A 21,415-nucleotide genomic window follows, 5' to 3' on the forward strand; every position below is an offset into this window, starting at 1 on the left:
CGACGTTTCACAGCCGGGCTCCCTACTATCGTTGAGGCGCGCCGACGCGCTGCCCGAACCACGCACTGACCGGAGTGACCCCATGACCTACGGCGGATCGAATCAGCCGCGCCCGACTCGCAACGACCGCAGGGACGCGGCGCGCGAGAAGGCGCGGCAGCTCCGCGAGGACCAGAAGAAGCGCGATCGCCGGCAGCGATGGCTGCTGCAGGGCGGCGTCGCCGTCGTCGTGGTCGTCGCGATCGCGATCGTCTCCCTCGTCGTCATGAACTCCATCACCCCCGCGAAGCCGGGGCCGCAGAACATGGCGAGCGACGGCATCCTGCTCGTGCAGGGCGAAGACGGTGCGAGCATCTCCGCCGTCCGCACCGGCGGGGTGCCCGCCGACGGCGAACCCGTGCCGACCGTGCCCGACGCCTCGGGCGACGTCGCCAACATCGTGATCTACGTCGACTACCTCTGCGCGAACTGCGGCGACTTCGAGGCCGCCAACGGCGAACTCCTCCAGACGATGGTCACCTCCGGGTTCGCGACGCTCGAGATCCATCCGCTCGGCATGCTCAAGACGCTCTCGCAGGGCACCCAGTACTCGGTGCGCGCCGCGAACGCCGCGGCCTGCGTCGCGGACGCCTCGCCCGACGACTTCTTCGCGTACCACCAGGCGCTCTTCGCCCAGCAGCCCGAGGAGAACACCCCGGGACTCACCGACGAGGAGCTCGCCGACCTCGCGAGCGACACCGGCGTGGGCTCCCTCGACGCGGTGACGACGTGCATCACGGACCGCGAGTTCACGACCTGGGTCGGCCAGGCGACCGAGCGCGCGCTCGACGGGCCGCTGCCGAACACGGAGGTCGAGAACGTGCAGGGCACGCCGACCGTCCTCGTCAACGGCCTCCAGTACACGGGCGCGAACGACGACAGCGACGAGTTCCGCTCCTTCGTGCAGCAGGCGCTGAGCACCGCCGCCGAGAAGGCGACGCCGACGCCTACGCCGACCCCCGGCGGGTAGCATGTGAGACCGGGCGCGCGTCGCCCAGGCCGGCTTGGCGCAATTGGTAGCGCACCGCTCTTGTAAAGCGGTGGTTGCGGGTTCGAGTCCCGCAGCCGGCTCGCAATGGATGCTGTGCCGAACCCGGCCGCCCCGGTCGGGCGGCACCGCGTGCGGAACGCGCTCGCGCTCGGCGGGGCGGCGCTCTGCGGGGCGCTCATGGCGCTCCAGTCCCGGTTGAACGGTCAGCTCGGCGCGGAGCTCGAGGACGGGTACACGGCGGCGCTCGTCTCGTTCGGCAGCGGACTGGTCGTCATGTCGGTGCTCCTCGCGTCATCGCCGCGCGGCCGCCAGGGCGTCGGCCGGGTGCTCGAGGCCGTCCGCACGGGCGGGCTGCGCCGATGGATGCTCGTCGGCGGCGCCGCCGGCGCCGTGTTCGTGCTCAGCCAGGGTCTCGTGGCGACGCTCCTCGGCGTCGCGCTCTTCACGGTCGCCTACGTCGCGGGGCAGACGGTGTCGGGGCTCGTCGTCGACCTCGTCGGACTCGGCCCGAGCGGGCGGCATGCCGTGACCGTGCCGCGGGTCGCCGGCGCGGCGCTCACCGTCGTCGCCGTCGCGGTCGCGGTCTCCGGCGGCATCGATGCCGGGGTGGCGTGGTGGGCGCTGCTGCTGCCGCTCGGCTCCGGGCTGCTCTCGAGCTGGCAGGCCGCCGTCAACGGCCGGGTCCGGGTTGCGGCGGGCAGCGCGATCACCGCGACGTTCAACAACTTCCTCGTCGGCACCGCGGTGCTCGCGGTCGCCGCCCTCGTCCACGTGCTGGCCGCGGGGCCTCCGAGCGAATGGCCCGACGAGCCGTGGCTCTACCTCGGCGGGGCGGTGGGCTGCATCTTCATCGCGGGCGCGACGATCCTGGTGCGCGCGACCGGGGTGCTGCTGTTCACGCTCGCGAACGTCGCCGGCCAGCTCGTCGCGGCGATCGTGCTCGACGCCGTGCTGCCGGGCGCGCATCCGTCGGTCGGACCGGCGACGATCGCGGGCACGGCCCTCGCCCTGGTCGCCGTCGCCGTCGGCGGGCTCGACGGGATGCGGGCGCGCCGCGCGGCGCGGGCCGCGGGGGCAGCGCCGGGCGTCAGCCCAGAACGGTGAGGAACTCTCCGCCGTCGACGGTCTTCGGGTCGTGCTTGCGGCGCTCGGGGACGCCGCCGACGTAGAGCCAGCCGAGGAGGCGCTCCCCGTCCTCGAGCCCGTGCACGGCCGCCACGGCCGGGTGGCGCACGCCGCCCCCGGTGCGCCACATGACGCCCCAGCCCGCCTCGTCCAGCAGTAGCGCGAGCGCGTGCGCGACGCCCGCGGCGACGGCTTCCTGCTCCCAGTCGGGCACCTTCGGGCTCGGGACGCTGCGCGCGACGACCGCCACGAGCAGGTCGGCCCGCAGGGGCTTGCCGGCGAGCTTGGCCGCCTCGGCGCCCTCGGCGCCGGAGGCCGCCACGAGCGCCGCGCCGAGACGGACGCGGGCGTCGCCCCGCAGCGCGACGATGCGCCACGGCCGGAGCCCGGCGTGGTCGGCGACGTGCGCGGCGGCCCCGATCAGGCGCGCGAGCTCGGCGTCGTCGGGCGTCGCCGACGTCACCTTCGGTTCGGAGCGACGCCGCGAGAGGGCGTCGAAGACGGGGTGGCGGCTCACGCCTCGTCGGCGCTCGCCGCGACCTCGGCGGCGGCGAAGTTCAGTGCGATCGAGTTCATGCAGTAGCGGTCGCCGGTCGGCGTGCCGAACCCGTCGGGGAAGACGTGGCCGAGGTGCGAGCCGCAGTTCGCGCAGCGCACCTCGGTGCGCACCATGCCGAGGCTCGTGTCCTCGATGAGCTCGACGGCCTCGGGACGCACGGACTCGTAGAAGCTGGGCCAACCGCAGCCCGAGTCGAACTTCGTGCCGCTCTGGAAGAGTTCGGCGTTGCACGCGGCGCACGTGTAGACGCCCGCGCGCTCCTCGTCGAGGAGCTCGCCCGTCCACGCACGCTCGGTCGCGGCCTCGCGGAGGACCGCGTACTGCTCGTCGCCGAGCTCATCGCGCCACTCGGCCTCGCTCTTGTCGACGTTGTAGCCCATGGTGACCCCTTTCCGAGGAGCCATCCTAGGCGCGCTCCGCCGAGTGCCGGCCGAGGATGACGCCCCGTCGCGCGGGCACGCCGCCCGCCGACCGGGAGTCCGTCGGAACCGCCGAGGCGCTCGGCTCCGGTCATGGGGCGGCGGGTTAGGATGCCTCGAGCCGCAGGGCTGCACCGAGCGGAAGGAGCGATGTGGACCGATCCGAACCGCGAACGGCCGTGCCGCCGGCGGTCGCCGCAGGCCCGGGCCTCGCCGAATCCGATCGTCGGCTGCTGGGCTTCGAGGCCCGCGAGTGGCCGCATCCCGGCGTCAAGGAGGAGGCCATGCGCGTGGAGCTCGGCTTGTCCGCCGCTCGCTACTACCAGCGCCTCGGCGCGCTCCTCGACGAGCCCGAGGCGCTCCGCGCCGACCCGCTGCTCGTCCGCCGCCTGCAGCGCCTCCGGGACGCCCGCGAGGCGGCCAGGCGCCGCAGGATCCCGCCGGCCGTCGCCGGCTGAGCGCACGAGAGATCACCGGACGAGACAGACGAGGACCATGCCCGAGACATTCCCGAAGGACCGCTTCGACTCCATCCCGCGCGGCATCGAGCGCGTCGGCGCCCACCGGGCCCCCGCCCGCCGCGGCCGCGGCTGGGTGTGGGCGGGCTGGACGGCCCTCGCCGCCGTGATCGTCGCGACCGCCGGCATCCTCGGCGCGATGGGCTATCTCGGCAAGCTCGGCGGCTCCGACGAGACCGTCGTGGCGAGCGAGGCGCCGGCCGTCACGGCCGCGCCGACCCTCGACGCGGCGACCCCGGTCACGGTCCTCAACGGCACCGACGTCGACGGACTCGCCGCGACCGCCGCCGATGCGCTCACCGGTGCCGGCCTCACCGTCGCGGCGACCTCCAACGCGAGCACGAGCGACGTCGCCGAGTCGATGGTCTACTACTCGCGGCCGGACCTCGAGGGCGCGGCGCGCGGCATCGCCGGACTGCTGCCCGGGTCCGACGTGCAGGAGACCACCGAGTTCACCGCCATCGGCTCGGACCTGACGGTCGTCGTCGGCGCCGACTACGCGGCCGCGGTCGGCGGCTGAGCCTCCACCCCCGTTCGCGGGGGCGCGTTGCCGAATCGTTGCCGTCGCCCGGCGTCATCCGGTGCGAACCCCTTGCGCCGCGCCGTTGCGGCGTTGTTCACTCTGAACGGTCGCCCGTGTCCCGTGCGAACGACCGATCCCGCGTTGCGCGCGTCCGACGGTCGTGCGGAGGCGTGCGCCCGGCGGGGGCGCCGCGCCTCGCCGATCGAAACGGCACATTGGGAGCACTGCATGGCGAACGGGACCGTCAAATGGTTCAACGCTGAAAAGGGATACGGGTTCATCACCGTCGACGGCGGAGGGCAGGACGTCTTCGTCCACTACTCCGCCATCGACATGGCGGGCTACAAGGTCCTCGAAGAGGGCCAGGCGGTCGTCTTCGAGGTCGGCTCGGGGGCCAAGGGTCCGCAGGCCGAGGCCGTCCGCCCGGCCTGAGACCGGTCCGCCGCCGTGCGCGGCGGTCGCGTCATCCCGCATGCGCCGTCGGGGGTCCGCCCCTGACGGCGCATCGGCGTGCACGGCCGGACGCCCGCTCCCGTTCGTCGACGGTCGGCGCATCGGCGTTCCCAGCGGCCGGGTCGGCGGGCTCGGGCGCCGGGACCGAGGGGCTCGGCTTCGGGGACGCGTCCGGCGTGCCGCGCCGCCGCTGCGATCGATGCGGCCCATACGCTGTGCCGCATGGCGAGGGGGACGCGGTCACGGGGGTTCGTCGGTCTGGTGGTCGTCGCCGCGGTGACGTCCGCGCTCGTCGGCTGCACCGAGGAGGCGGCCCCCGAGCCGACGCTGCCGCCGCCGAGCATCGCGTCGCGGCCGCTGCCGACGACGCTGCCGGATCCGATCCCGTTCGCGGTCGCGCCGTTGCGCGGCACCCTCGTGGCGCCGGCTAGCGCGAGCGGGCCGTCGCTGGCCGCCAAGATCGACGATCACGAAGAGGCCCGTCCGCAGCTCGCGCTCAACCGCACGGACCTCGTGTACGAGGAGCTCGTCGAGGGCGGGCTGACCCGCTACGCCGCCGTGTGGCAGAGCGACGTGCCCGAGCAGGTCGGCCCCGTCCGTTCGATCCGGCCGATGGATCCCGACATCCTCACGCCCCTCGGCGGGATCGTCGCCTACTCCGGCGGGCAGGAGCGCTTCGTGGAGATGATGCAGGCCACGCCGCTCGTGAACCTCGTCTTCGACTACGACGACACGGGCCTCTTCGAACGCGCCGACGACCGGCCGAGCCCCCACGACGTCATCCTCGCCGCCTCGGTCGCGGTCGAGCGGAACTCGGAGCTCGCCCCGCCCGCGCGGCAGTTCCGCTACGGCGGCGTCGACCCGCTCGCCGATCCGCGGTTCGCGGCGACGCCGACCTCGCGCATCGACCTCGTGTACTCGCCGGCCCGCTTCCCGAGCTGGGAGTGGGATGCGGCATCCGGCTCATGGCTGCGTTCGCAGGAGGGCGCGCCCGATGCGGACTCCTCGGGCGAGCGGGTGCGCGCGGCGAACGTCGTGACGCTGCGGGTCGCGATCGACTGGACCTACGGCGAGGTGCCGAAGACGGAGCTCGCGGGCTCGAGCGGGGAGGCGTGGGTCTCGGCCGGCGGCCGGACCGCTCACGGGACCTGGTCGAAGGCCGACCAGTCCGCGCCCATCGTGCTGACGGCCGACGGCGGCGGCGAGCTCGAGCTCTCGCCCGGCAACACCTGGATCCAGCTCGTGCCGACGACCGGGTCCGCGACGTTCGTCCCGTGAGCGGAGGTCGCCGATCGAGGATGCCTCGCGCGCATCGCGCGCCCGCCGGATCGACCGCCGTGGGGGCGCGGGTTCGCCCGTGACGAACGGAGTCCGCGAGGTCGCGGCTCGGCTTGCACTCACCTGGCACGAGTGCCAGAATCGTGTTTAGCACTCAGTGGTTTGGAGTGCTAAACCAAGAATCTTCAGACGTCCGGGAAGGGACGAGTTACACAATGGCGAAGATCATTGCTTTCAACGAGGAGGCCCGTCGCGGTCTCGAGCGCGGCCTCAACACCCTCGCCGACGCCGTGAAGGTGACCCTCGGCCCGCGCGGTCGCAACGTCGTGCTCGAGAAGAAGTGGGGCGCTCCCACCATCACGAACGACGGCGTGTCGATCGCCAAGGAGATCGAGCTCGACGACCCGTACGAGAAGATCGGCGCCGAGCTCGTCAAGGAGGTCGCCAAGAAGACCGACGACGTCGCCGGCGACGGCACGACCACCTCGGTCGTCCTCGCGCAGGCGCTCGTCAAGGAGGGCCTCCGCAACGTGGCCGCCGGCGCCGACCCCATCTCGCTCAAGAAGGGCATCGAGAAGGCCGTCGCCGCCGTCTCCGAGGAGCTGCTCAAGGCGGCCAAGGAGATCGAGACGAAGGAAGAGATCGCCGCCACGGCCTCGATCTCGGCCGCCGACCCCCAGATCGGCGAGATCATCGCCGAGGCGATCGACAAGGTCGGCAAGGAGGGCGTCGTCACCGTCGAGGAGTCGAACACCTTCGGCACCGAGCTCGAGCTCACCGAGGGCATGCGCTTCGACAAGGGCTACCTGTCGGCGTACTTCGTCACCGACCCCGAGCGCCAGGAGACGGTCTTCGAGGACCCCTACGTCCTGATCGTCAACCAGAAGATCTCGAACATCAAGGACCTCCTCCCCATCGTCGACAAGGTGATCCAGACGGGCAAGCAGCTCGTCATCATCGCCGAGGACGTCGACGGCGAGGCGCTCGCGACCCTGATCGTCAACAAGATCCGCGGCATCTTCAAGTCGGTCGCCGTCAAGGCCCCCGGCTTCGGCGACCGCCGCAAGGCCCAGCTCCAGGACATCGCGATCCTCACCGGCGGCCAGGTCATCTCCGAGGAGGTCGGCCTCAAGCTCGAGAACGTCACCCTCGACCTGCTCGGCACGGCCCGCAAGGTCGTCGTCACCAAGGACGAGACGACCATCGTCGAGGGCTCGGGCGACTCCGAGGCCATCGCCGGCCGCGTCGCGCAGATCCGCTCGGAGATCGCGAACACCGACTCCGACTACGACCGCGAGAAGCTCCAGGAGCGCCTCGCCAAGCTCGCCGGCGGCGTCGCCGTCATCAAGGCGGGCGCGGCCACCGAGGTCGAGCTCAAGGAGCGCAAGCACCGCATCGAGGACGCCGTCCGCAACGCGAAGGCCGCCGTCGAGGAGGGCATCGTCGCCGGTGGTGGCGTCGCCCTCATCCAGGCCGGCAAGCTCGCCTTCGAGAAGCTCTCGCTCACGGGCGACGAGGCCACCGGTGCGAACATCGTCAAGGTCGCCATCGAGGCGCCGCTCAAGCAGATCGCCCTCAACGCCGGCCTCGAGCCGGGCGTCGTCGCGAACAAGGTCGCCGAGCTCCCCTCGGGCCACGGCCTCAACGCCGCGACCGGCGAGTACGGCGACCTGCTCGCGCAGGGCATCATCGACCCGGCGAAGGTCACCCGCTCGGCGCTGCAGAACGCCGCGTCGATCGCCGGCCTCTTCCTCACGACCGAGGCCGTCGTCGCCGACAAGCCCGAGAAGGCCGCGGCCCTCCCGGCCGACCCGACCGGCGGCATGGACTTTTGACCTGAAGGTCGAAGCTTCGAAGAAGGTTCGACCGCAAGGTCAAGGTCGAGTAGGGCGCGAAGCGCCCGTATCGAGACCCAGTCCGACCAGCACGAAGCGCCCGTCTCCCGCAAGGGAGGCGGGCGCTTCCGCGTTCCTGCCGTGCGGCGTCGGACTCAGCCGAAGAGGCGCGCCGCCGAGAGTTCGGCGTCGGCGTAGTGGGTGGCGGCGGTCGCGAGCGAGCGGTCGAGCGCCGCGAGGGACGCCTCGACCTGCTGCTGCATCGTGCGCCACTGCGAGGCCGCACCCTGGAACGCGGTCGCGGCCGGACCGGTCCAGGAGGCCTGCAGGCCGTCGAGGCCCGACATGAGGGCGGACACGTCGGCCTGCACGCGGTCGATCGTGCCCCGCACCTGCTGGGCGGCCGCGGCGACCTGGTCGCTGTCGACGGTGAAACGGGTCATGGGAGTTCCTTCCGCTCGGGCGCCGCGGTTCCGCGGCGGCTGCCCCGAACGTAGGAGGGACGGCGAGCGGGAGCAGGACGGGGTCGCGGGTGCCGCGGTGGCGGCGCGCCATCCGGCTGCTGGGGAGGACGAGCGGGGTCGCCGCCGCGACGAGCCGGTCGGGCCGGGCTCAGGCGCCGGCGGCCTGCGGCGCCGCGGGGGAGTCCGCGAGCGGGAACGACAGCCGGAAGGTCGCGCCGCCGCCGGGGGTCTCCACGACCTCGACGGTGCCGTTGTGCGCCGCGACGATCGAGGCGACGATCGCGAGGCCGAGGCCCGTGCCGCCCGTCTCGCGCGTGCGGGAGGTGTCGGCGCGCCAGAAGCGCTGGAAGATCTTCTCCCGGATCTGCGCCGGGATGCCCTCGCCGTGGTCGACGACGTCGAGCACCGCGCGGGCGGCGTCCTCGTCGATGGCGACCCGCAGTTCGAGCGGGGAGCCGTCGGGCGAGTAGCGCAGCGCGTTGCCGAGGATGTTCGCGATCACCTGCCGGACCTTGTTCTCCTCGGCGAGGATCTCGGCGCCGTGGTGCACGGGAACCGACGCCGTCGCGGGCTGCGGCTCCGGGGCCGTCTCCGGCGCGGACTCCACGACCGGCTGGGACTCGGTGCGCGGCCGGCGGCGCAGGAGCGAACCCGTGCGCGCGGCGATCGACCGGATCGACGCCCGCGAGGCGCCCGTGTCCGTGCCGTCGACGGGTGCGGCGTCCGGGGCGAGCGCGGGGGCCGGCGCGGAGCCGTCCTCGGTACTGGCATCCGGCGCGATGAGCGTCACCACGCGGTCGGGCGCCGCGGCGCGCACGTCGAGCGCGGCATCGCGTGCGAGCGGCACGAGGTCGACGCGCGTCAGTTCGAGCGGCTTCGCCTCGTCGAGGCGGGCGAGCGCGAGGAGGTCCTCGACCAGGAGGCCCATGCGGATGGCCTCCTTCTCGATGCGGTCCATCGCCTGCGCGACGTCCTCGGGCGTCTGGAGCGCGCCCATCCGGTAGAGCTCCGCGTAGCCGCGCACGGAGACGAGCGGCGTGCGCAGCTCGTGCGACGCGTCGCCGACGAAGCGGCGCATCTGGTCGATCGTGCGGGCGCGGTCGCGGAACGCGCGGTCGATGCGGTTGAGCATCGTGTTGAGCGACCGGTTGAGCCGGCCGACCTCGGTGTTCGGCGTCGCGCCGCCGAGGCGCTGGCTGAAGTCGCCGCCCTCGGCGATCGCGGCCGCGGTGCGCTCCACCTCGCGCAGCGGCGCGAACGTGCTCGTCACGAGCATCCGGGTCAGCAGCCCGCCGACGATCACGACGCCGATGCCGAAGCCGAGGTAGATCGTGAGGAATGCGGTCAGCAGGCTCTGGTTCTCGCTCGCGGAGATCGCGACCACGGCCGGGTAGAGCACGCCGTCGACGGAGATGTAGGCCGCGACGGCCCGGTAGGACGAGTCGCCCTTGGCATCCTCGAGTTCGAAGACGCGGAGGTCGTTCGCGTAGACCTGCTGGATGGTGACGGAGTGCGGGAAGCCGGGCTGGAGCTCGTGCGCGCGGTCGGCCCAGTTGTGTTGGAGGAAGTCGCCGTCCGGGGCGTAGATCGCGACGAACACGTCGTCGTCGGCGGTCGCGTCGCCCGAGCCCGTCGTGTTGCGGTCGCCCGTGTCGATGCCGCTCGGGAAGTACTGCGACAGGTCGCCGTTGGCGATCGTGCGGAGCTTGACCGCGAGCTGCTGCTCGGCGAAGGAGCCGAGCATCCCGGCAGTGCCGAAGCCGGACACGAGCACGCCGAACGCGAGCATCACGACGGTCACCCCGGTGATCTTCGTGCGCAGGGAGATGCGGTTCCACCGCTCGCTCAACGTCTGGTGCATGGCCCGGTCAGCCTAGGCGTGCGTGCCTGAGCCGCCGCTGGGACGAACCGGGGCGGCGGCTGGACGTCACGACTTGGTCTTCAGCATGTACCCGAAGCCGCGCTTGGTCTGGATGAGCGGCTCGGCCGAGTGCTGGTCGAGCTTGCGGCGGAGGTACGAGATGTAGCTCTCGACGATGCCCGCGTCGCCGTTGAAGTCGTACTCCCAGACGTGGTCGAGGATCTGCGCCTTCGAGAGCACGCGGTTGGGGTTGAGCATCAGGTAGCGCAGGAGCTTGAACTCGGTGGGGGAGAGCTCGACCGGGACGTCGCCGACGAGCACCTCGTGGGTGTCCTGGTCCATGGTGAGCTCGCCGGCGCGGATGACCGCGTCTTCGTCGGCGTGCATCGTGCGGCGCAGGATCGCCTTGATGCGCGCGACGATCTCGTCGAGGGAGAAGGGCTTGGTGACGTAGTCGTCGCCGCCGACCGTGAGGCCGGTGATCTTGTCCTCCGTGTCGTCCTTCGCCGTGAGGAAGAGGATCGGCGCGGTGTACCCCGCGCTGCGGAGCCGCTTGGTGACGCCGAACCCGTTCATGTCGGGCAGCATGACGTCGAGGATGATCAGGTCGGGTTCCTCTTCGAGGACCGCCGAGATGGTTTGGGCGCCGTTCGCCACGGCGCGGACGGCGAAGCCGGCGAAGCGCAAACTCGTGGTGAGCAGGTCGCGGATGTTGGGCTCGTCGTCGACGATGAGAATACGAGGGCCATCGCTCATTTCCCCATTGTCTGATAGTCGACTGTGCCTCGGCTGAGCATGACTCGCATTCGGGCCGCAAGTCGGGACGATTGGCTCTGAGTGCGCGCTGTGCATCCGCCATCAGCGCGGACCGCCGGAGAACCGACCGCGCCTCGCGGGACCGGGTCCCGCGGCGCCGCGGCGGGCGTGGGACACTCGGCGCATGACTGGGGGACGGGTGGTCGTGGTCGGCGGGGGGCTCGCCGCCGCGCGGGCGGTCGAGGGGCTTCGGGACGCGGGGTTCGACGGCGATGTCGTGCTCGCCGCGGAGGAGCCGCTGCGACCCTATGAACGGCCGCCGCTGACCAAATCGCTGCTGCTCGGCACGGATCCGCCGGAGTCGGTCTTCCCGCACGACGAGCGCTGGTACCGCGACCGCGGCATCGACCTCCGACTCGGGGTGCGGGCCCTCGCGATCGACGTCGGCACCGGCACGGTCGCCCTCGCCGACGGCACCGAAGCGGAGTACGACCGGCTGCTGCTCGCCACCGGCGCGAGCCCGCGGCGGCTGCCGATCGTCGGGTACGTCGTGCCGGGCGTCTTCCACGTGCGGCGACTGCCCGACGCGCTCGCGCTCCGGGAGGAACTCGTCGACGGCGGGCGCCGCGTCGTCGTCTTCGGCACCGGGTGGATCGGCATGGAGGTCGCGGCCGCGGCCCGCACGCTCGGCAACGACGTCGTCGTGGTCGGCCGGGGGCCGGTGCCGCTCGCCGGCGCGCTCGGCGCGGAGCTCGGCGCGGTCTACGCCGACGTCCACCGCGAGCACGGCGTGCGGTTCGAGCAGGGCGAGTTCGCCGCGGCGCGGACGGACGCCGACGGCCGGATCTCGGCCGTGGAGCTCGCGGACGGCCGCGTGCTCGACGCCGACGTCGTCGTCGCGGGGCTCGGCGCGACGCCCAAGACGAGCCTCGCGGACGCGGCGGGCATCGAGATCGGCGACGGCATCCTCACCGACGCGGGTTTCCGCACGAGCATCCCGAACGTGTTCGCCGTCGGCGACGCGGCGGCGCCGCTGCATCCCTTCCTCGACCGGCACCTGCGCGTCGACCACTGGGGCAACGCGAACGACGCCGGCTACGCCGCCGGGCGCTCGGTCGCGGGCGAGGAGATCGCCTACGACCGCGTGCCCTACGTCTACTCCGACCAGTTCGAGCTGGGCATGGAGTGGTCGGGCTTCGCCCCGCTCGCCGCCGACGCCGAGCTCGTCGTGCGCGGCTCGCTGGAGTCGCGCGAGTTCATCGCGTTCCGCACCCGCTCCGGCCGGGTCGTGTCGGCGATGAACGTCAACGTGTGGGACGTGCAGGACGACCTGCAGGCGCTCATCGCCTCCCGCAACCGAGTCGAACCCGAACTGCTCGCCGACCCCGGCGTGCCGTTGGCCGAGCTCTCCTGAGCCCGGCGTCCGCCTCCGGCCCGGTGGGAGGATGGCCCCATGCCGCGTGACGCGACCGTGATCGGCAGCGGGCCCAACGGGCTCGCCGCGGCCGTCGCGCTCGCCCGGGCCGGGTACGCCGTGCGCGTGCTCGAGGCCGCCGACGAGCCGGGCGGCGCCGCGCGCACGGGCGAGCTCACGCTGCCGGGATTCCGGCACGACCTCGGCTCGGCCGTGCACCCGGCGGCGCTCAGCTCGCCGTTCTTCCGGGCGTTCGGCCTGCGCGACCGAGTCGACTGGGCGGTGCCGGATGCCTCCTACGCGCAGCCCCTCGACGGCGGCGCCGCGGCCGTCGCGTGGCGCGACCTCGACCGCACGGCCGACGGCCTCGGCTCGGACTGTCAGCGGTGGAAGGACATCGTCGGGCCGCTCGCCCGTCGGCTCGCGGGCGTCGTCGACTTCACCGGCCACCAGCTGCTGCGGGTGCCCCGCCACCCCGTGACCACCGTGCGCTTCGGGCTGCGGGCGCTCCTCGTCGGCTCGCGGGCGGGCGACGGGTTGCTGCGCACCGAGCCGGGCCGCGCGCTGCTCGCCGGCGTGCTCGCGCACGCGAACGCCCGGCAGCCCTCGCTCGGCGCCGCGGCGTCGGGGCTCTTCCTCGCGGCCCACGGCCACACCGGAGACGGCTGGGCGTACCCCCGCGGCGGCGCGCAGGCCATCGCCGATGCGCTCCTGGCCGACCTCGCGGCCCACGGCGGCACCGTCGAGACGGGGGTGCGCGTCGATACCCTCGACGGCTTCGACCGCGGCGACCCGGGCGCGGGCGACGTCCTGCTGCTCGACACCTCGCCGCGGCTGCTGCTCACCGACCCCGCGCTCCCGGCGGCCTACGCCCGGGCGGTGCGCCGCTACCGCTACGGCTCGGCCGCGGCGAAGGTCGACTTCGCGCTTTCCGGGCCGGTGCCCTGGACGCATCAGGACGTCGGCCGCGCCCCGACCGTGCACCTCGGCGGCACCGCCGCGGAGATCGCGGCCGCCGAGAACAGCGTCGCCCGCGGCATCCTGCCGCTCCGCCCCTACGTGCTCGCCGTGCAGCCTTCGATCCTCGATCCGACCCGCGCCCCCGGTGACGCGCAGACCTTCTGGGCTTACGTGCACGTTCCGCCCGGCTCGTCGTTCGACCCCACGGAGACGGTCATCCGCCAGGTCGAGCGCTTCGCGCCGGGCTTCCGCGACCGCATCCTCGCCGATCGGGCGACGACGGCGCGCGAGTTCGCGGCCGCGAACCCCTCGGCGGTCGGCGGCGACATCCTCGCCGGGGCGTTCACGTTCGCGCAGGCGATCCGGCGCCCCGTCGTTTCGACGACGCCCTGGCGCACGCCGCTGCCGGGCGTCTACCTCGCGGGCGCCGCGACCCCGCCGGGGCCCGGCGTCACGGGGATGCCCGGGTGGTACGCGGCGCGGCAGGCGATCGCGGATGCCGGCGGAGGCCGGCTCGAGCCCGCGGAGCTCTTCGGCGGCTGACGTGGACGGCTTCGCGGCGGTCGAGTTCGAACTCGCGCGGCAGGTGCTGCAGCGGGGCGTCGCGGCGCTGTTCGTCATCGCCTTCGCGACGAACCTCGTGCAGTTCCCGGCGCTGAACGGCGAGCGGGGGCTGCTCCCGGCGACCGAGCTGCTCGAGTGGGCGCGGGGCTCGAAGCGCCGGGGCCGGATGCTCGGGCCGACGCTCTTCCGCGTCGTCCGGTACACCGATCGGCGCCTGCGCGCGCTCTGCGCCGGAGGCATCCTGCTCGGCGCCCTGCTCGTCGTCGGGGTGCCGCAGCTCGGCCCGCCGTGGGCGCCCATGCTCGCGTTCCTCGCGCTGTGGATCGGCTACCTCTCGCTGCTGCCGCTCGGACGGACGTTCCTCGGCTTCGGGTGGGAGATGCTGCTCTGCGAGGCGGGGTTCGTCGTCGCGTTCCTCGGTTCGGACGACCAGCCGCCGCCGACCGCGACGATCGTGCTCTGCTGGTGGCTCGTGTTCCGGCTCGAGTTCGGCGCGGGCATGATCAAGGTGCGCGGCGGCCGCGAGTGGCGCGACTTCACCGCGCTGACCTTCCACCACGAGACGCAGCCCATGCCGGGGCCCCTCAGCCGCCAGGCGCACCTGCTGCCGCGCTGGTTCCACCGGGCGGAGGTCGCCGGCAACCATCTCGCCCAGCTCGTCGCGCCGTGGCTGCTCTTCGTCCCGATCGTCTCGATCTGGACGCCCGCGCCGTGGCCGCTCGTCGTCGGCGCGGCCGGCGCGGCCGTCGTCATCGGCACGCAGGGCTGGCTCATCCTCACGGGCAACTATGCCTGGCTCAACTGGGCGACCGTCGTGCTCGCGTGCTCGGCGATCGGGGTGCCGGGCAGCGCCCCGCGGGCGGCGACCGACCTGCCGGCGACGATCGACGGGCTGCCGCTGTACTGGTTCGTCGTGACGGGCGCCGTCGCGCTCCTGTACGCCGCCCTCGCCGTGCGGCCCATCGCGAACCTCGCATCCCCGGACCAGCTCATGAACGCGAGCTTCAACCGCTTCCAGCTCGGCAACGCCTACGGCGCGTTCGGCACCGTCACGCGCGAGCGCATCGAGATCGTCGTCGAGGGCACGCTCGACGACGACCCCGTCGACGAGGCGTCGTGGCGCGAGTACGCGTTCCGCGGCAAGCCGGGGGACCTCGCTCGCCTCCCGCCGTTGGTGGCGCCGTGGCACCTCCGGCTCGACTGGCTCATGTGGTTCCTGCCGCTCGGCCGCTCGCCCGAGCAGTGGTTCGAGCCCTTCCTCCTGCGCCTGCTCGAGGCCGATCCGGCGACGTTGCGCCTGCTCGCGGCGGACCCCTTCGAGGGCGAGCGCCCGCGCTGGGTGCGCGCCGTCGCCTACCGATACCGCTTCGCCGACCGGGCGACGTTCCGGCGCGAGCGGGTGCGGTGGGTCCGCGATCGCCGCCGGCCCTATCTCGGGCCGGTCGGCCTGCGCGGCTGAGGGCCCGGGCATCCGATCGCCCCTCCGGCGCGCCCGGAGCGACGAAGCGAGTCCGCGGGGACCGGGTCGCGGGGAAGCGGGTTCGGGTTGAATGGGGGGATGCTCCGCACCTACGGCCCCCGCGCGTTCGACTTCGACCGCGAGGTCGCCGTGATGGCGATCGTCAACCGCACGCCCGACTCGTTCTACGACCGCGGCGCGACGTTCGCCCTCGACCGCGCCGTCGAGGCGGCCGAGCGGGCGATCGCCGACGGCGCCGACTGGATCGACGTCGGCGGCGTGAAGTTCGCCCCCGGACCGCCCGTGCCCGTCGAGGAGGAGATCGCCCGGGTCGTGCCGGTCGTCGCCGCGCTCGCCGGGTCGGGCGCCGTCGTCTCGGTCGACACGTTCCAGCCCGAGGTCGCCGAGGCGGCCATCGCCGCGGGCGCCCACGTGATCAACGACACCACGGGCCTCCACGACCCCCGCATGGCGGAAGTGATCGCCGACTCGGAGGCGGCCGTCGTCGTCACCCACTCGCTCGCGGCGCCCCGCACCGAACTGCGGATGCCCGAGTACGGCGACGTCGTCGCCGACGTCCGCGACTTCCTGCTCGCCCGCACCGACCTCGCCCTCGCCAACGGCGTGCCCGCCGAGCGGATCGTCGTCGACCCCGGACACGACCTCAACAAGCACACCCGGCACTCGCTCGAGCTCAGCCGCCGCCTCGGCGAGTTCGCCGACCTCGGCTACCCGCTGCTCGTCGCCCTCTCCAACAAGGACTTCATCGGGGAGAGCCTCGACCGTCCGCGCGACGAACGCGTCAGCGGTTCGATCGCGGCAGCGGTGCACGCGGTGCTGCGGGGCGCCCGCATCCTCCGCGTGCACAACGTGCGCGAGACCGTCGACGCCGTGCGCATGGTCGGCGCCATCGAAGGCTGGCGCCAACCGGTGTACCTGCGGCACAACGCGAACCCGGAGGGCAACGCATGAGCGAGGCCGGCTTCGCCGATCGGATGCGCGCCGCCTACGCGGCCGACGGGTCCCTGCTGCGACTGAACTTCATCGCGTCGCTCGACGGCGCCGCGACGCTCGACGGGCGATCCGGGGGGCTCGGCGGCGCCGAGGACCAGCGGCTGATGGGCGTGCTGCGCTCCCTCGCCGACGTCGTGCTCGTCGGTGCCGGCACCGTGCGCGCCGAAGGCTACGGGGCGCTCCGCGTCGGCGACGAGGATGCCGCCTGGCGGGAGTCGAACGGCCGCTCCGGTCATCCTCGGTTCGCGATCGTCTCGGGATCGCTGCGGCTCGACCCGACCTCGCCGCTCTTCGTCGACGCGCCGACGCCGCCGCTCGTGCTGACGTCCGAAGCAGCGCCGCGCGACGTCCGTGCCGCGCTCGAGGAGGTCGCCGAGGTCGTCGACTGCGGTCGGACGGCGGTCGAACCGGCGCGCCTCCTCGGCGCCCTCCGCGAGCGCGGTCTCGCGCACGTGCTCTGCGAGGGCGGCCCGCACCTGGCCGGTTCCCTCGTCGAGGCGGGCCTGGTGGACGAACTCTGCCTCACCCTCGGCATGACGCTCGTCGGCGGCGACGCCGGTCGCATCCTGCGCGGCGCCGCCGAGGCCGATCGGCCGATGCGGCTCGTGCACGCGCTGCCCTCGGCCGATGGCGCGCTGCTCTTTGTACGCGCCGCACAAGGCGATTGACACGGTTCGTGGGCCGGGCCTAGCGTGCCCCGACGGCGGAGAGCGTTCCGCCGAACGAACCGATCAGGAGTCCGCGTGAGCCTCGATGCAGCGTCGCGTCCAGCATCCCTCGAGTCCCGGGCGAGCCGCCCGGTGCTCGCGAGCCCGCAGTTCTGGTGGCGGCTGGCCATCGTGCTCGTCGGCGTCGCCGGGATGCTCGGTTGGGACCGGCGGTTCGCGTTCTTCACGACCCAGTCGAACATCCTCGTGCTCGCCTACTTCGGCGTCGGCCTCCACCTGATGCTCGCGCGCCGCACCACGGCGATGCCCGCGCCGAGGCTCCGCGGCGCCGTGACGCTGTACCTCACCGTGACGTGCCTCATCTCGCACTTCCTGCTCAACGACGGCGAGAACCCGCTGCCCGGACTCGTCGTCCCCGAGCCTGCCGCCGCGCTCGAGAACAACGCCCTGTTCCTCGTGCACTACGTCGTGCCGGTGATGGTGCTGCTCGACTGGATCGCCTTCGGGCCGCGCGGCATCGTGCGCTGGCGCGACCTGCCCGTGTGGCTGATCTACCCGACGGTGTACGGCCTGCTCATGCTGTGGCGCGGCATCGCCCTGCCGGACGTGCCCGACCGCTTCCCCTACCCGTTCATCGACCCCGAGGGCCGCGACGTCGGCGATATCGTGCTCGGGCTCGTGCAGGTCGTGGTCTACATCGCCCTGCTCGGCGTGCTCGTCATCGGCATCGACCGGATCGCGGGACTCGTCGCACGATCGCGCTCCGCCGCGACTGCGGCGGCTCGGCCGACTCCGACGCCGGAGCCCGGGCCGGCCACGGAGTCCGCATCCGAGTCTCGGACCGTCGGCTCCTGATCCGCGGCGCTCCCCGGGGCGCCGAGTCCGGATGTCCGTGCAGTTCGGCCGTTCCGTATCGCATCGGCTCCGAGTGCACTAGGTTCGCCTGCACATCGCGCCCGAAACGGGCGCCTGCGATCGGCGGACGACGACGTCCGCCGGAAGGAGGAGTTCGATGCTGCACACCCGCACGAGCAAGACTTCGTTCGCCCGAGCCACCGGCGGCCTCCTGGTCGCTGCGGCCGTGGTCGCGCTGGCCCTGACCGGACCGGCGGCGGCGAACGCCCACAACGGCAACGGCCATGGGGGGCATCCGCCGAAGGACAAGACCGTCGACGTCCAGCTGCTCTCGTTCAACGACTTCCACGGCAACCTCATGCCGCCGTCCGGGTCGAGCGGTCGACTGACCGACTCCGGCGGCGCCATCGTCGACGTCGGCGGCGTCGAATACCTCGCGACCCACCTCGCGCAGGCTCGCGAGGGTCATCGCAACTCCCTGACGGTCGCCGCCGGCGACCTCATCGGGGCGTCGCCGCTGCTGTCCGGAGCGTTCCACGACGAACCGTCGATCGAGGCGCTCAACGCGTTGCACCTCGACGTCTCGGCCGTCGGCAACCACGAGTTCGACGAGGGCTATCGGGAACTGCAGCGCATGGCCGACGGCGGTTGCCTCGCGGACGGCGACGGGGAGAACAACCAGAACTCGTGCCCGGCCGGCAAGTTCCGCGGCGCGGACTTCGATTTCCTGGCGGCCAACGTGGTCAAGGAGGGAACGAACAAGACGATCCTGCCCGCGTACTCGATCGAGCGGCTCTCGGGCGGCGTCAAGATCGGCTTCATCGGGATGACCCTCGAGGAGACCCCGGACATCGTCACGGCCGCCGGGATCGAGGGGCTCGAGTTCCGCGACGAGGTCGCCACGGCGAACGCCCTCGTGCCCGTGCTGCGGAAGCAGGGCGTCAACGCGATCGTCGTGCTCGTGCATCAGGGCGGCACGCCGAACGTGGCGAACGCCCCGTACGACGCCGCGTGCGGCAACGGGGCCGAGCTCGATCCCGGGAGCCCGATCATCCCGATCGCGCAGGGACTCTCTCCGGCGATCGATCTGATCGTGTCCGGTCACACCCACCAGCCGTATGTGTGCAACATCCCCGACCCGGCCGGCAACGCTCGGCTCGTCACGTCGGCGTCCTCGTTCGGGCGGCTCTACACCGACACGACGCTCACGTACGACAAGCGCACCGACGACGTCGTGCGCACGTCGGTCTCGAGCGCGAACATGCTCGTGACCCGTGACGTGACGGCGGACCCCGCCGAGGCCGCCATCATCGCGAAGTATCAGGCGCTCGTCGCACCGCTCGCGAACCGGGTGATCGGACAGATCTCCGCGAGCGTGACGCGCACCGCGAATCCGGCCGGCGAGACTCCGCTCGGCGACCTGATCGCCGATGCGCAACTCGCCGATCCGAGCGTCGTCGGGCCGTACGGCACGCCGCAGCTCGCACTGATGAATCCGGGCGGCATCCGCGCCGATCTGCTCTACGACGCCCCGCCGGCGGCGCCGGGTTCGGTGACGTTCGGCGCGGCGTTCACCGTGCAGCCGTTCAACAATTACCTGGTCTCGCTCGACCTCACCGGCGCGCAGATCAAGCAGCTGCTGAACCAGCAGTGGAGCGGCGCGAACGCCGCGTCGAAGAAGATCCTGCAGGTCAGCGAGGGGTTCGCGTACTCGTACTCGGGCACGACGCTCGGTGCGGTCACGCTGAACGGCGTGCCGCTCGATGACGCCGCCGTCTACCGTGTGGTGACGAACAACTTCCTCGCCGGCGGCGGTGACGGGTTCGGCGTCTTCACGCAGGCGCAGAACGTGTACTTCGGCGGACTCGACATCGACGCTTTCGCCGCGTACCTCACGGCGAACAGTCCGTACGCGCCGACGGTGCCGAGCCGCATCACGCTGACGCCGTAGGCGACGACGGCATGGGGGCCCGGCGTCGCGATGCGGCGCCGGGCCACCATGGGTCCTCAGGCCGCTTCGAGCGCGTCCGAGTCGAGGATCGTGTAGCTGTAGCCCTGCTCGGCGAGGAAGCGCTGGCGGTTCTGCGCGAAGTCCTGGTCGACCGTGTCGCGCGAGACGAGCGTGTAGAAGTTCGCCGACAAGCCGGACTCCTTGGGTCGCAGCAGCCGGCCGAGGCGCTGGGCCTCCTCCTGCCGTGAGCCGAACGAGCCGGAGACCTGGATGGCGACGGTCGCTTCCGGCAGGTCGACCGAGAAGTTCGCGACCTTCGAGACGACGAGCACGCGGATGCGGCCCTCGCGGAAGTCGCCGAAGAGCCGCTCGCGCTCGGCGACGGGCGTCGAACCGGTCAGCTGCGGGGCGTCCAGCGCCTCGGCGAGCTCGTCGATCTGGTCGAGGTACTGCCCGATGACGAGGATGCGCTCTCCCTCGTGCCGGTCGACCAGGCGCCTGACGACGTCGAGCTTCGCGGGCGCCGTCGCGGCGAGCCGGTAGCGCTCGTCGTCGGGCGCGGCCGCATAGGTGAGCCGGTCGTGCGAGGGCAGGTCGACGCGCACCTCGTAGCAGGCCGCCGGGGAGATGAAGCCCTGCGCCTCGATCTCCTTCCAGGGCGCGTCGAAGCGCTTCGGTCCGATGAGGGAGAAGACGTCGCCCTCGCGGCCGTCCTCGCGCACGAGCGTCGCGGTGAGGCCGAGACGGCGGCGCGCTTGGAGCTCGGCGGTGAGCTTGAACACGGGGGCCGGCAGCAGGTGCACCTCGTCGTAGACGATGAGGCCCCAGTCGAGCGCGTCGAGCAGCGCGAGGTGCGCGTACTCGCCGCGACGCTTGGCCGTGAGGATCTGGTAGGTCGCGATCGTGACCGGCTTGACCTCTTTGATCTGGCCGGAGTACTCGCCGATCTCCTCGGCGGTGAGGCTCGTGCGCTTGAGCAGCTCGTCGCGCCACTGGCGGGCGCTGACGGTGTTCGTCACGAGGATGAGCGTGGTCGTCTTCGACTCCGCCATGGATGCCGCGCCGACGAGCGTCTTGCCCGCGCCGCAGGGGAGCACGACGACGCCGGAGCCGCCGTCGAAGAAGTCGGTGACGGCCTGGCGCTGGTAGTCGCGCAGCTTCCAGCCGTCCTCGTCGAGGTCGATCGGATGCGGCGTGCCCGGCGTGTACCCGGCGAGGTCCTCGGCGGGCCAGCCGAGCTTGACGAGCTCCTGCTTGAGCTGGCCGCGCGCCCATGCCTCGACGCGGAAGCCGTCGTCGTCGAGCCGTTCGAGCAGCAGCGGCGCGATGCGCTTCGCGCCCGACACCTCCGTGAGCACGGCGAGGTCGTTCGAGCGCAACCGCAGCACGCCGTCGTCGGTGCGGTCGATGACGAGGCGGCCGTAGCGCCCGACGGTCTCGGCGAGGTCGACGGCGACGGCGCGCGGCACCGGATACTTCGAGTAGCGGTCGAGCGTCGCGAGCATGTCCTCGGCCGTGTGACCGGCCGCTCGGGCGTTCCAGAGGCCGAGCCGCGTGATGCGGTACGTGTGGATGTGCTCCGGCGCCCGTTCGAGTTCCGCGAAGATCGCGAGGTCGTGCCGCGCATCCTCGGCGAGAGGGTGCGCGACCTCGAGGAGGACCGTGCGGTCGCTCTGGACGATCAGGGGGCCGTCTGCCATAGCGGACCA

The 21,415-nt window shown here is 72.6% G+C and carries 20 protein-coding genes and 1 tRNA gene; 15 read left to right on the top strand and 6 right to left on the bottom strand.

Going from position 1 to position 21,415, the window contains the following annotated elements:
• Positions 1-82: 82 nt before the first annotated feature.
• From GB864_RS04060 to GB864_RS04070, 3 genes are all read left to right on the top strand, one after another.
• Positions 83-1,009 (top strand): DsbA family protein, encoded by a 927-nt coding sequence (locus tag GB864_RS04060; RefSeq protein ID WP_160423072.1) that lies wholly within the window; start codon positions 83-85, stop codon positions 1,007-1,009.
• Positions 1,010-1,037: 28 nt separating this feature from the next.
• A tRNA-Thr gene (locus GB864_RS04065) sits at positions 1,038-1,110 on the top strand.
• A gap of 4 nt (positions 1,111-1,114) precedes the next feature.
• Positions 1,115-2,134, top strand: a complete 1,020-nt coding sequence (locus GB864_RS04070) for a DMT family transporter (RefSeq protein WP_160423073.1) — start codon at positions 1,115-1,117, stop codon at positions 2,132-2,134.
• On the opposite strand, the gene GB864_RS04075 is transcribed toward GB864_RS04070, so the two are convergent.
• Both GB864_RS04075 and msrB read right to left on the bottom strand, forming a co-directional pair.
• A complete protein-coding gene (locus GB864_RS04075) occupies positions 2,118-2,672 on the bottom strand; it encodes a nitroreductase family protein (protein WP_160423074.1) in 555 nt (184 codons plus the stop codon). The genes GB864_RS04070 and GB864_RS04075 overlap by 17 nt on opposite strands.
• Positions 2,669-3,094 carry a peptide-methionine (R)-S-oxide reductase MsrB gene (gene msrB, locus GB864_RS04080; protein ID WP_160423075.1) on the bottom strand — a complete coding sequence of 142 codons (426 nt, stop codon included), beginning with the start codon at positions 3,092-3,094 and terminating at the stop codon, positions 2,669-2,671. The genes GB864_RS04075 and msrB overlap by 4 nt, the downstream gene beginning before the upstream one ends.
• A gap of 191 nt (positions 3,095-3,285) precedes the next feature.
• Here msrB and GB864_RS04085 point away from each other — a divergent pair, with 191 nt between their 5' ends.
• The 5 genes from GB864_RS04085 to groL all read left to right on the top strand — a co-directional run bounded on the left by GB864_RS04085 (position 3,286) and on the right by groL (position 7,740).
• Entirely contained in the window at positions 3,286-3,591 is a 306-nt protein-coding gene (locus tag GB864_RS04085) for a DUF3263 domain-containing protein (protein WP_160423076.1), read from the top strand.
• Between the two features lie 37 nt (positions 3,592-3,628).
• A complete protein-coding gene (locus GB864_RS04090; RefSeq protein WP_160423077.1) occupies positions 3,629-4,171 on the top strand; it encodes a LytR C-terminal domain-containing protein in 543 nt (180 codons plus the stop codon).
• Between the two features lie 231 nt (positions 4,172-4,402).
• Positions 4,403-4,606 (top strand): cold-shock protein, encoded by a 204-nt coding sequence (locus tag GB864_RS04095; protein ID WP_160423078.1) that lies wholly within the window; start codon positions 4,403-4,405, stop codon positions 4,604-4,606.
• Between the two features lie 243 nt (positions 4,607-4,849).
• Positions 4,850-5,905: a DUF3048 domain-containing protein gene (locus GB864_RS04100; RefSeq protein ID WP_160423079.1), complete on the top strand. Its 1,056-nt coding sequence runs from the start codon at positions 4,850-4,852 to the stop codon at positions 5,903-5,905.
• Positions 5,906-6,120: 215 nt separating this feature from the next.
• Positions 6,121-7,740: a chaperonin GroEL gene (gene groL / locus GB864_RS04105; RefSeq protein ID WP_160423080.1), complete on the top strand. Its 1,620-nt coding sequence runs from the start codon at positions 6,121-6,123 to the stop codon at positions 7,738-7,740.
• 155 nt (positions 7,741-7,895) lie between these two features.
• On the opposite strand, the gene GB864_RS04110 is transcribed toward groL, so the two are convergent.
• The 3 genes from GB864_RS04110 to GB864_RS04120 form a co-directional block, all read right to left on the bottom strand.
• Entirely contained in the window at positions 7,896-8,183 is a 288-nt protein-coding gene (locus GB864_RS04110; RefSeq protein ID WP_160423081.1) for a WXG100 family type VII secretion target, read from the bottom strand.
• Between the two features lie 169 nt (positions 8,184-8,352).
• Positions 8,353-10,065 (bottom strand): sensor histidine kinase, encoded by a 1,713-nt coding sequence (locus tag GB864_RS04115; protein WP_160423082.1) that lies wholly within the window; start codon positions 10,063-10,065, stop codon positions 8,353-8,355.
• Positions 10,066-10,131: 66 nt separating this feature from the next.
• Positions 10,132-10,821 carry a response regulator transcription factor gene (locus tag GB864_RS04120; RefSeq protein WP_160423083.1) on the bottom strand — a complete coding sequence of 230 codons (690 nt, stop codon included), beginning with the start codon at positions 10,819-10,821 and terminating at the stop codon, positions 10,132-10,134.
• A gap of 184 nt (positions 10,822-11,005) precedes the next feature.
• Here GB864_RS04120 and GB864_RS04125 point away from each other — a divergent pair, with 184 nt between their 5' ends.
• The 7 genes from GB864_RS04125 to GB864_RS04155 all read left to right on the top strand — a co-directional run bounded on the left by GB864_RS04125 (position 11,006) and on the right by GB864_RS04155 (position 19,706).
• The gene (locus GB864_RS04125) at positions 11,006-12,235 is read left to right on the top strand and encodes an NAD(P)/FAD-dependent oxidoreductase (protein ID WP_160423084.1); all 1,230 of its coding nucleotides are present in this window, start codon (positions 11,006-11,008) and stop codon (positions 12,233-12,235) included.
• Between the two features lie 39 nt (positions 12,236-12,274).
• Entirely contained in the window at positions 12,275-13,738 is a 1,464-nt protein-coding gene (locus GB864_RS04130; RefSeq protein WP_160423085.1) for a phytoene desaturase family protein, read from the top strand.
• A gap of 1 nt (position 13,739) precedes the next feature.
• Positions 13,740-15,218 (top strand): lipase maturation factor family protein, encoded by a 1,479-nt coding sequence (locus GB864_RS04135; RefSeq protein ID WP_160423086.1) that lies wholly within the window; start codon positions 13,740-13,742, stop codon positions 15,216-15,218.
• A gap of 99 nt (positions 15,219-15,317) precedes the next feature.
• A complete protein-coding gene (gene folP, locus GB864_RS04140; RefSeq protein WP_160423087.1) occupies positions 15,318-16,190 on the top strand; it encodes a dihydropteroate synthase in 873 nt (290 codons plus the stop codon).
• Complete coding sequence (locus GB864_RS04145) at positions 16,187-16,900, top strand: pyrimidine reductase family protein (protein WP_160423088.1); 714 nt, start codon at positions 16,187-16,189, stop codon at positions 16,898-16,900. Before folP ends, GB864_RS04145 begins: the two co-directional genes overlap by 4 nt.
• Positions 16,901-16,975: 75 nt before the next feature.
• Positions 16,976-17,755, top strand: coding sequence for a Pr6Pr family membrane protein (locus GB864_RS04150; protein ID WP_160423089.1), 780 nt, complete (start codon positions 16,976-16,978; stop codon positions 17,753-17,755).
• 157 nt (positions 17,756-17,912) lie between these two features.
• Positions 17,913-19,706, top strand: coding sequence for a bifunctional metallophosphatase/5'-nucleotidase (locus GB864_RS04155; RefSeq protein WP_160423090.1), 1,794 nt, complete (start codon positions 17,913-17,915; stop codon positions 19,704-19,706).
• Positions 19,707-19,762: 56 nt separating this feature from the next.
• On the opposite strand, the gene GB864_RS04160 is transcribed toward GB864_RS04155, so the two are convergent.
• Positions 19,763-21,406: a DNA repair helicase XPB gene (locus tag GB864_RS04160; protein WP_160423091.1), complete on the bottom strand. Its 1,644-nt coding sequence runs from the start codon at positions 21,404-21,406 to the stop codon at positions 19,763-19,765.
• Positions 21,407-21,415 lie beyond the last annotated feature (9 nt).

Origin of the sequence: Agromyces seonyuensis (genome assembly GCF_009789225.1) — a bacterium.
Classification (GTDB): Bacteria; Actinomycetota; Actinomycetes; order Actinomycetales; family Microbacteriaceae; genus Agromyces; species Agromyces seonyuensis.

Excerpts from the sequence above, each read along its gene's own strand:
- GB864_RS04155 (WP_160423090.1), top strand. The coding sequence starts at position 17,913 with ATGCTGCACACCCGCACGAGCAAGACTTCGTTCGCCCGAGCCACCGGC.
- GB864_RS04125 (WP_160423084.1), top strand. The coding sequence starts at position 11,006 with ATGACTGGGGGACGGGTGGTCGTGGTCGGCGGGGGGCTCGCCGCCGCG.
- GB864_RS04130 (WP_160423085.1), top strand. The coding sequence starts at position 12,275 with ATGCCGCGTGACGCGACCGTGATCGGCAGCGGGCCCAACGGGCTCGCC.
- GB864_RS04115 (WP_160423082.1), bottom strand. The coding sequence starts at position 10,065 with ATGCACCAGACGTTGAGCGAGCGGTGGAACCGCATCTCCCTGCGCACG.
- folP (WP_160423087.1), top strand. The coding sequence starts at position 15,318 with ATGCTCCGCACCTACGGCCCCCGCGCGTTCGACTTCGACCGCGAGGTC.
- GB864_RS04120 (WP_160423083.1), bottom strand. The coding sequence starts at position 10,821 with ATGAGCGATGGCCCTCGTATTCTCATCGTCGACGACGAGCCCAACATC.
- GB864_RS04145 (WP_160423088.1), top strand. The coding sequence starts at position 16,187 with ATGAGCGAGGCCGGCTTCGCCGATCGGATGCGCGCCGCCTACGCGGCC.
- GB864_RS04090 (WP_160423077.1), top strand. The coding sequence starts at position 3,629 with ATGCCCGAGACATTCCCGAAGGACCGCTTCGACTCCATCCCGCGCGGC.
- GB864_RS04100 (WP_160423079.1), top strand. The coding sequence starts at position 4,850 with ATGGCGAGGGGGACGCGGTCACGGGGGTTCGTCGGTCTGGTGGTCGTC.
- msrB (WP_160423075.1), bottom strand. The coding sequence starts at position 3,094 with ATGGGCTACAACGTCGACAAGAGCGAGGCCGAGTGGCGCGATGAGCTC.
- GB864_RS04095 (WP_160423078.1), top strand. The coding sequence starts at position 4,403 with ATGGCGAACGGGACCGTCAAATGGTTCAACGCTGAAAAGGGATACGGG.
- GB864_RS04160 (WP_160423091.1), bottom strand. The coding sequence starts at position 21,406 with ATGGCAGACGGCCCCCTGATCGTCCAGAGCGACCGCACGGTCCTCCTC.
- GB864_RS04060 (WP_160423072.1), top strand. The coding sequence starts at position 83 with ATGACCTACGGCGGATCGAATCAGCCGCGCCCGACTCGCAACGACCGC.
- GB864_RS04070 (WP_160423073.1), top strand. The coding sequence starts at position 1,115 with ATGGATGCTGTGCCGAACCCGGCCGCCCCGGTCGGGCGGCACCGCGTG.
- GB864_RS04110 (WP_160423081.1), bottom strand. The coding sequence starts at position 8,183 with ATGACCCGTTTCACCGTCGACAGCGACCAGGTCGCCGCGGCCGCCCAG.
- groL (WP_160423080.1), top strand. The coding sequence starts at position 6,121 with ATGGCGAAGATCATTGCTTTCAACGAGGAGGCCCGTCGCGGTCTCGAG.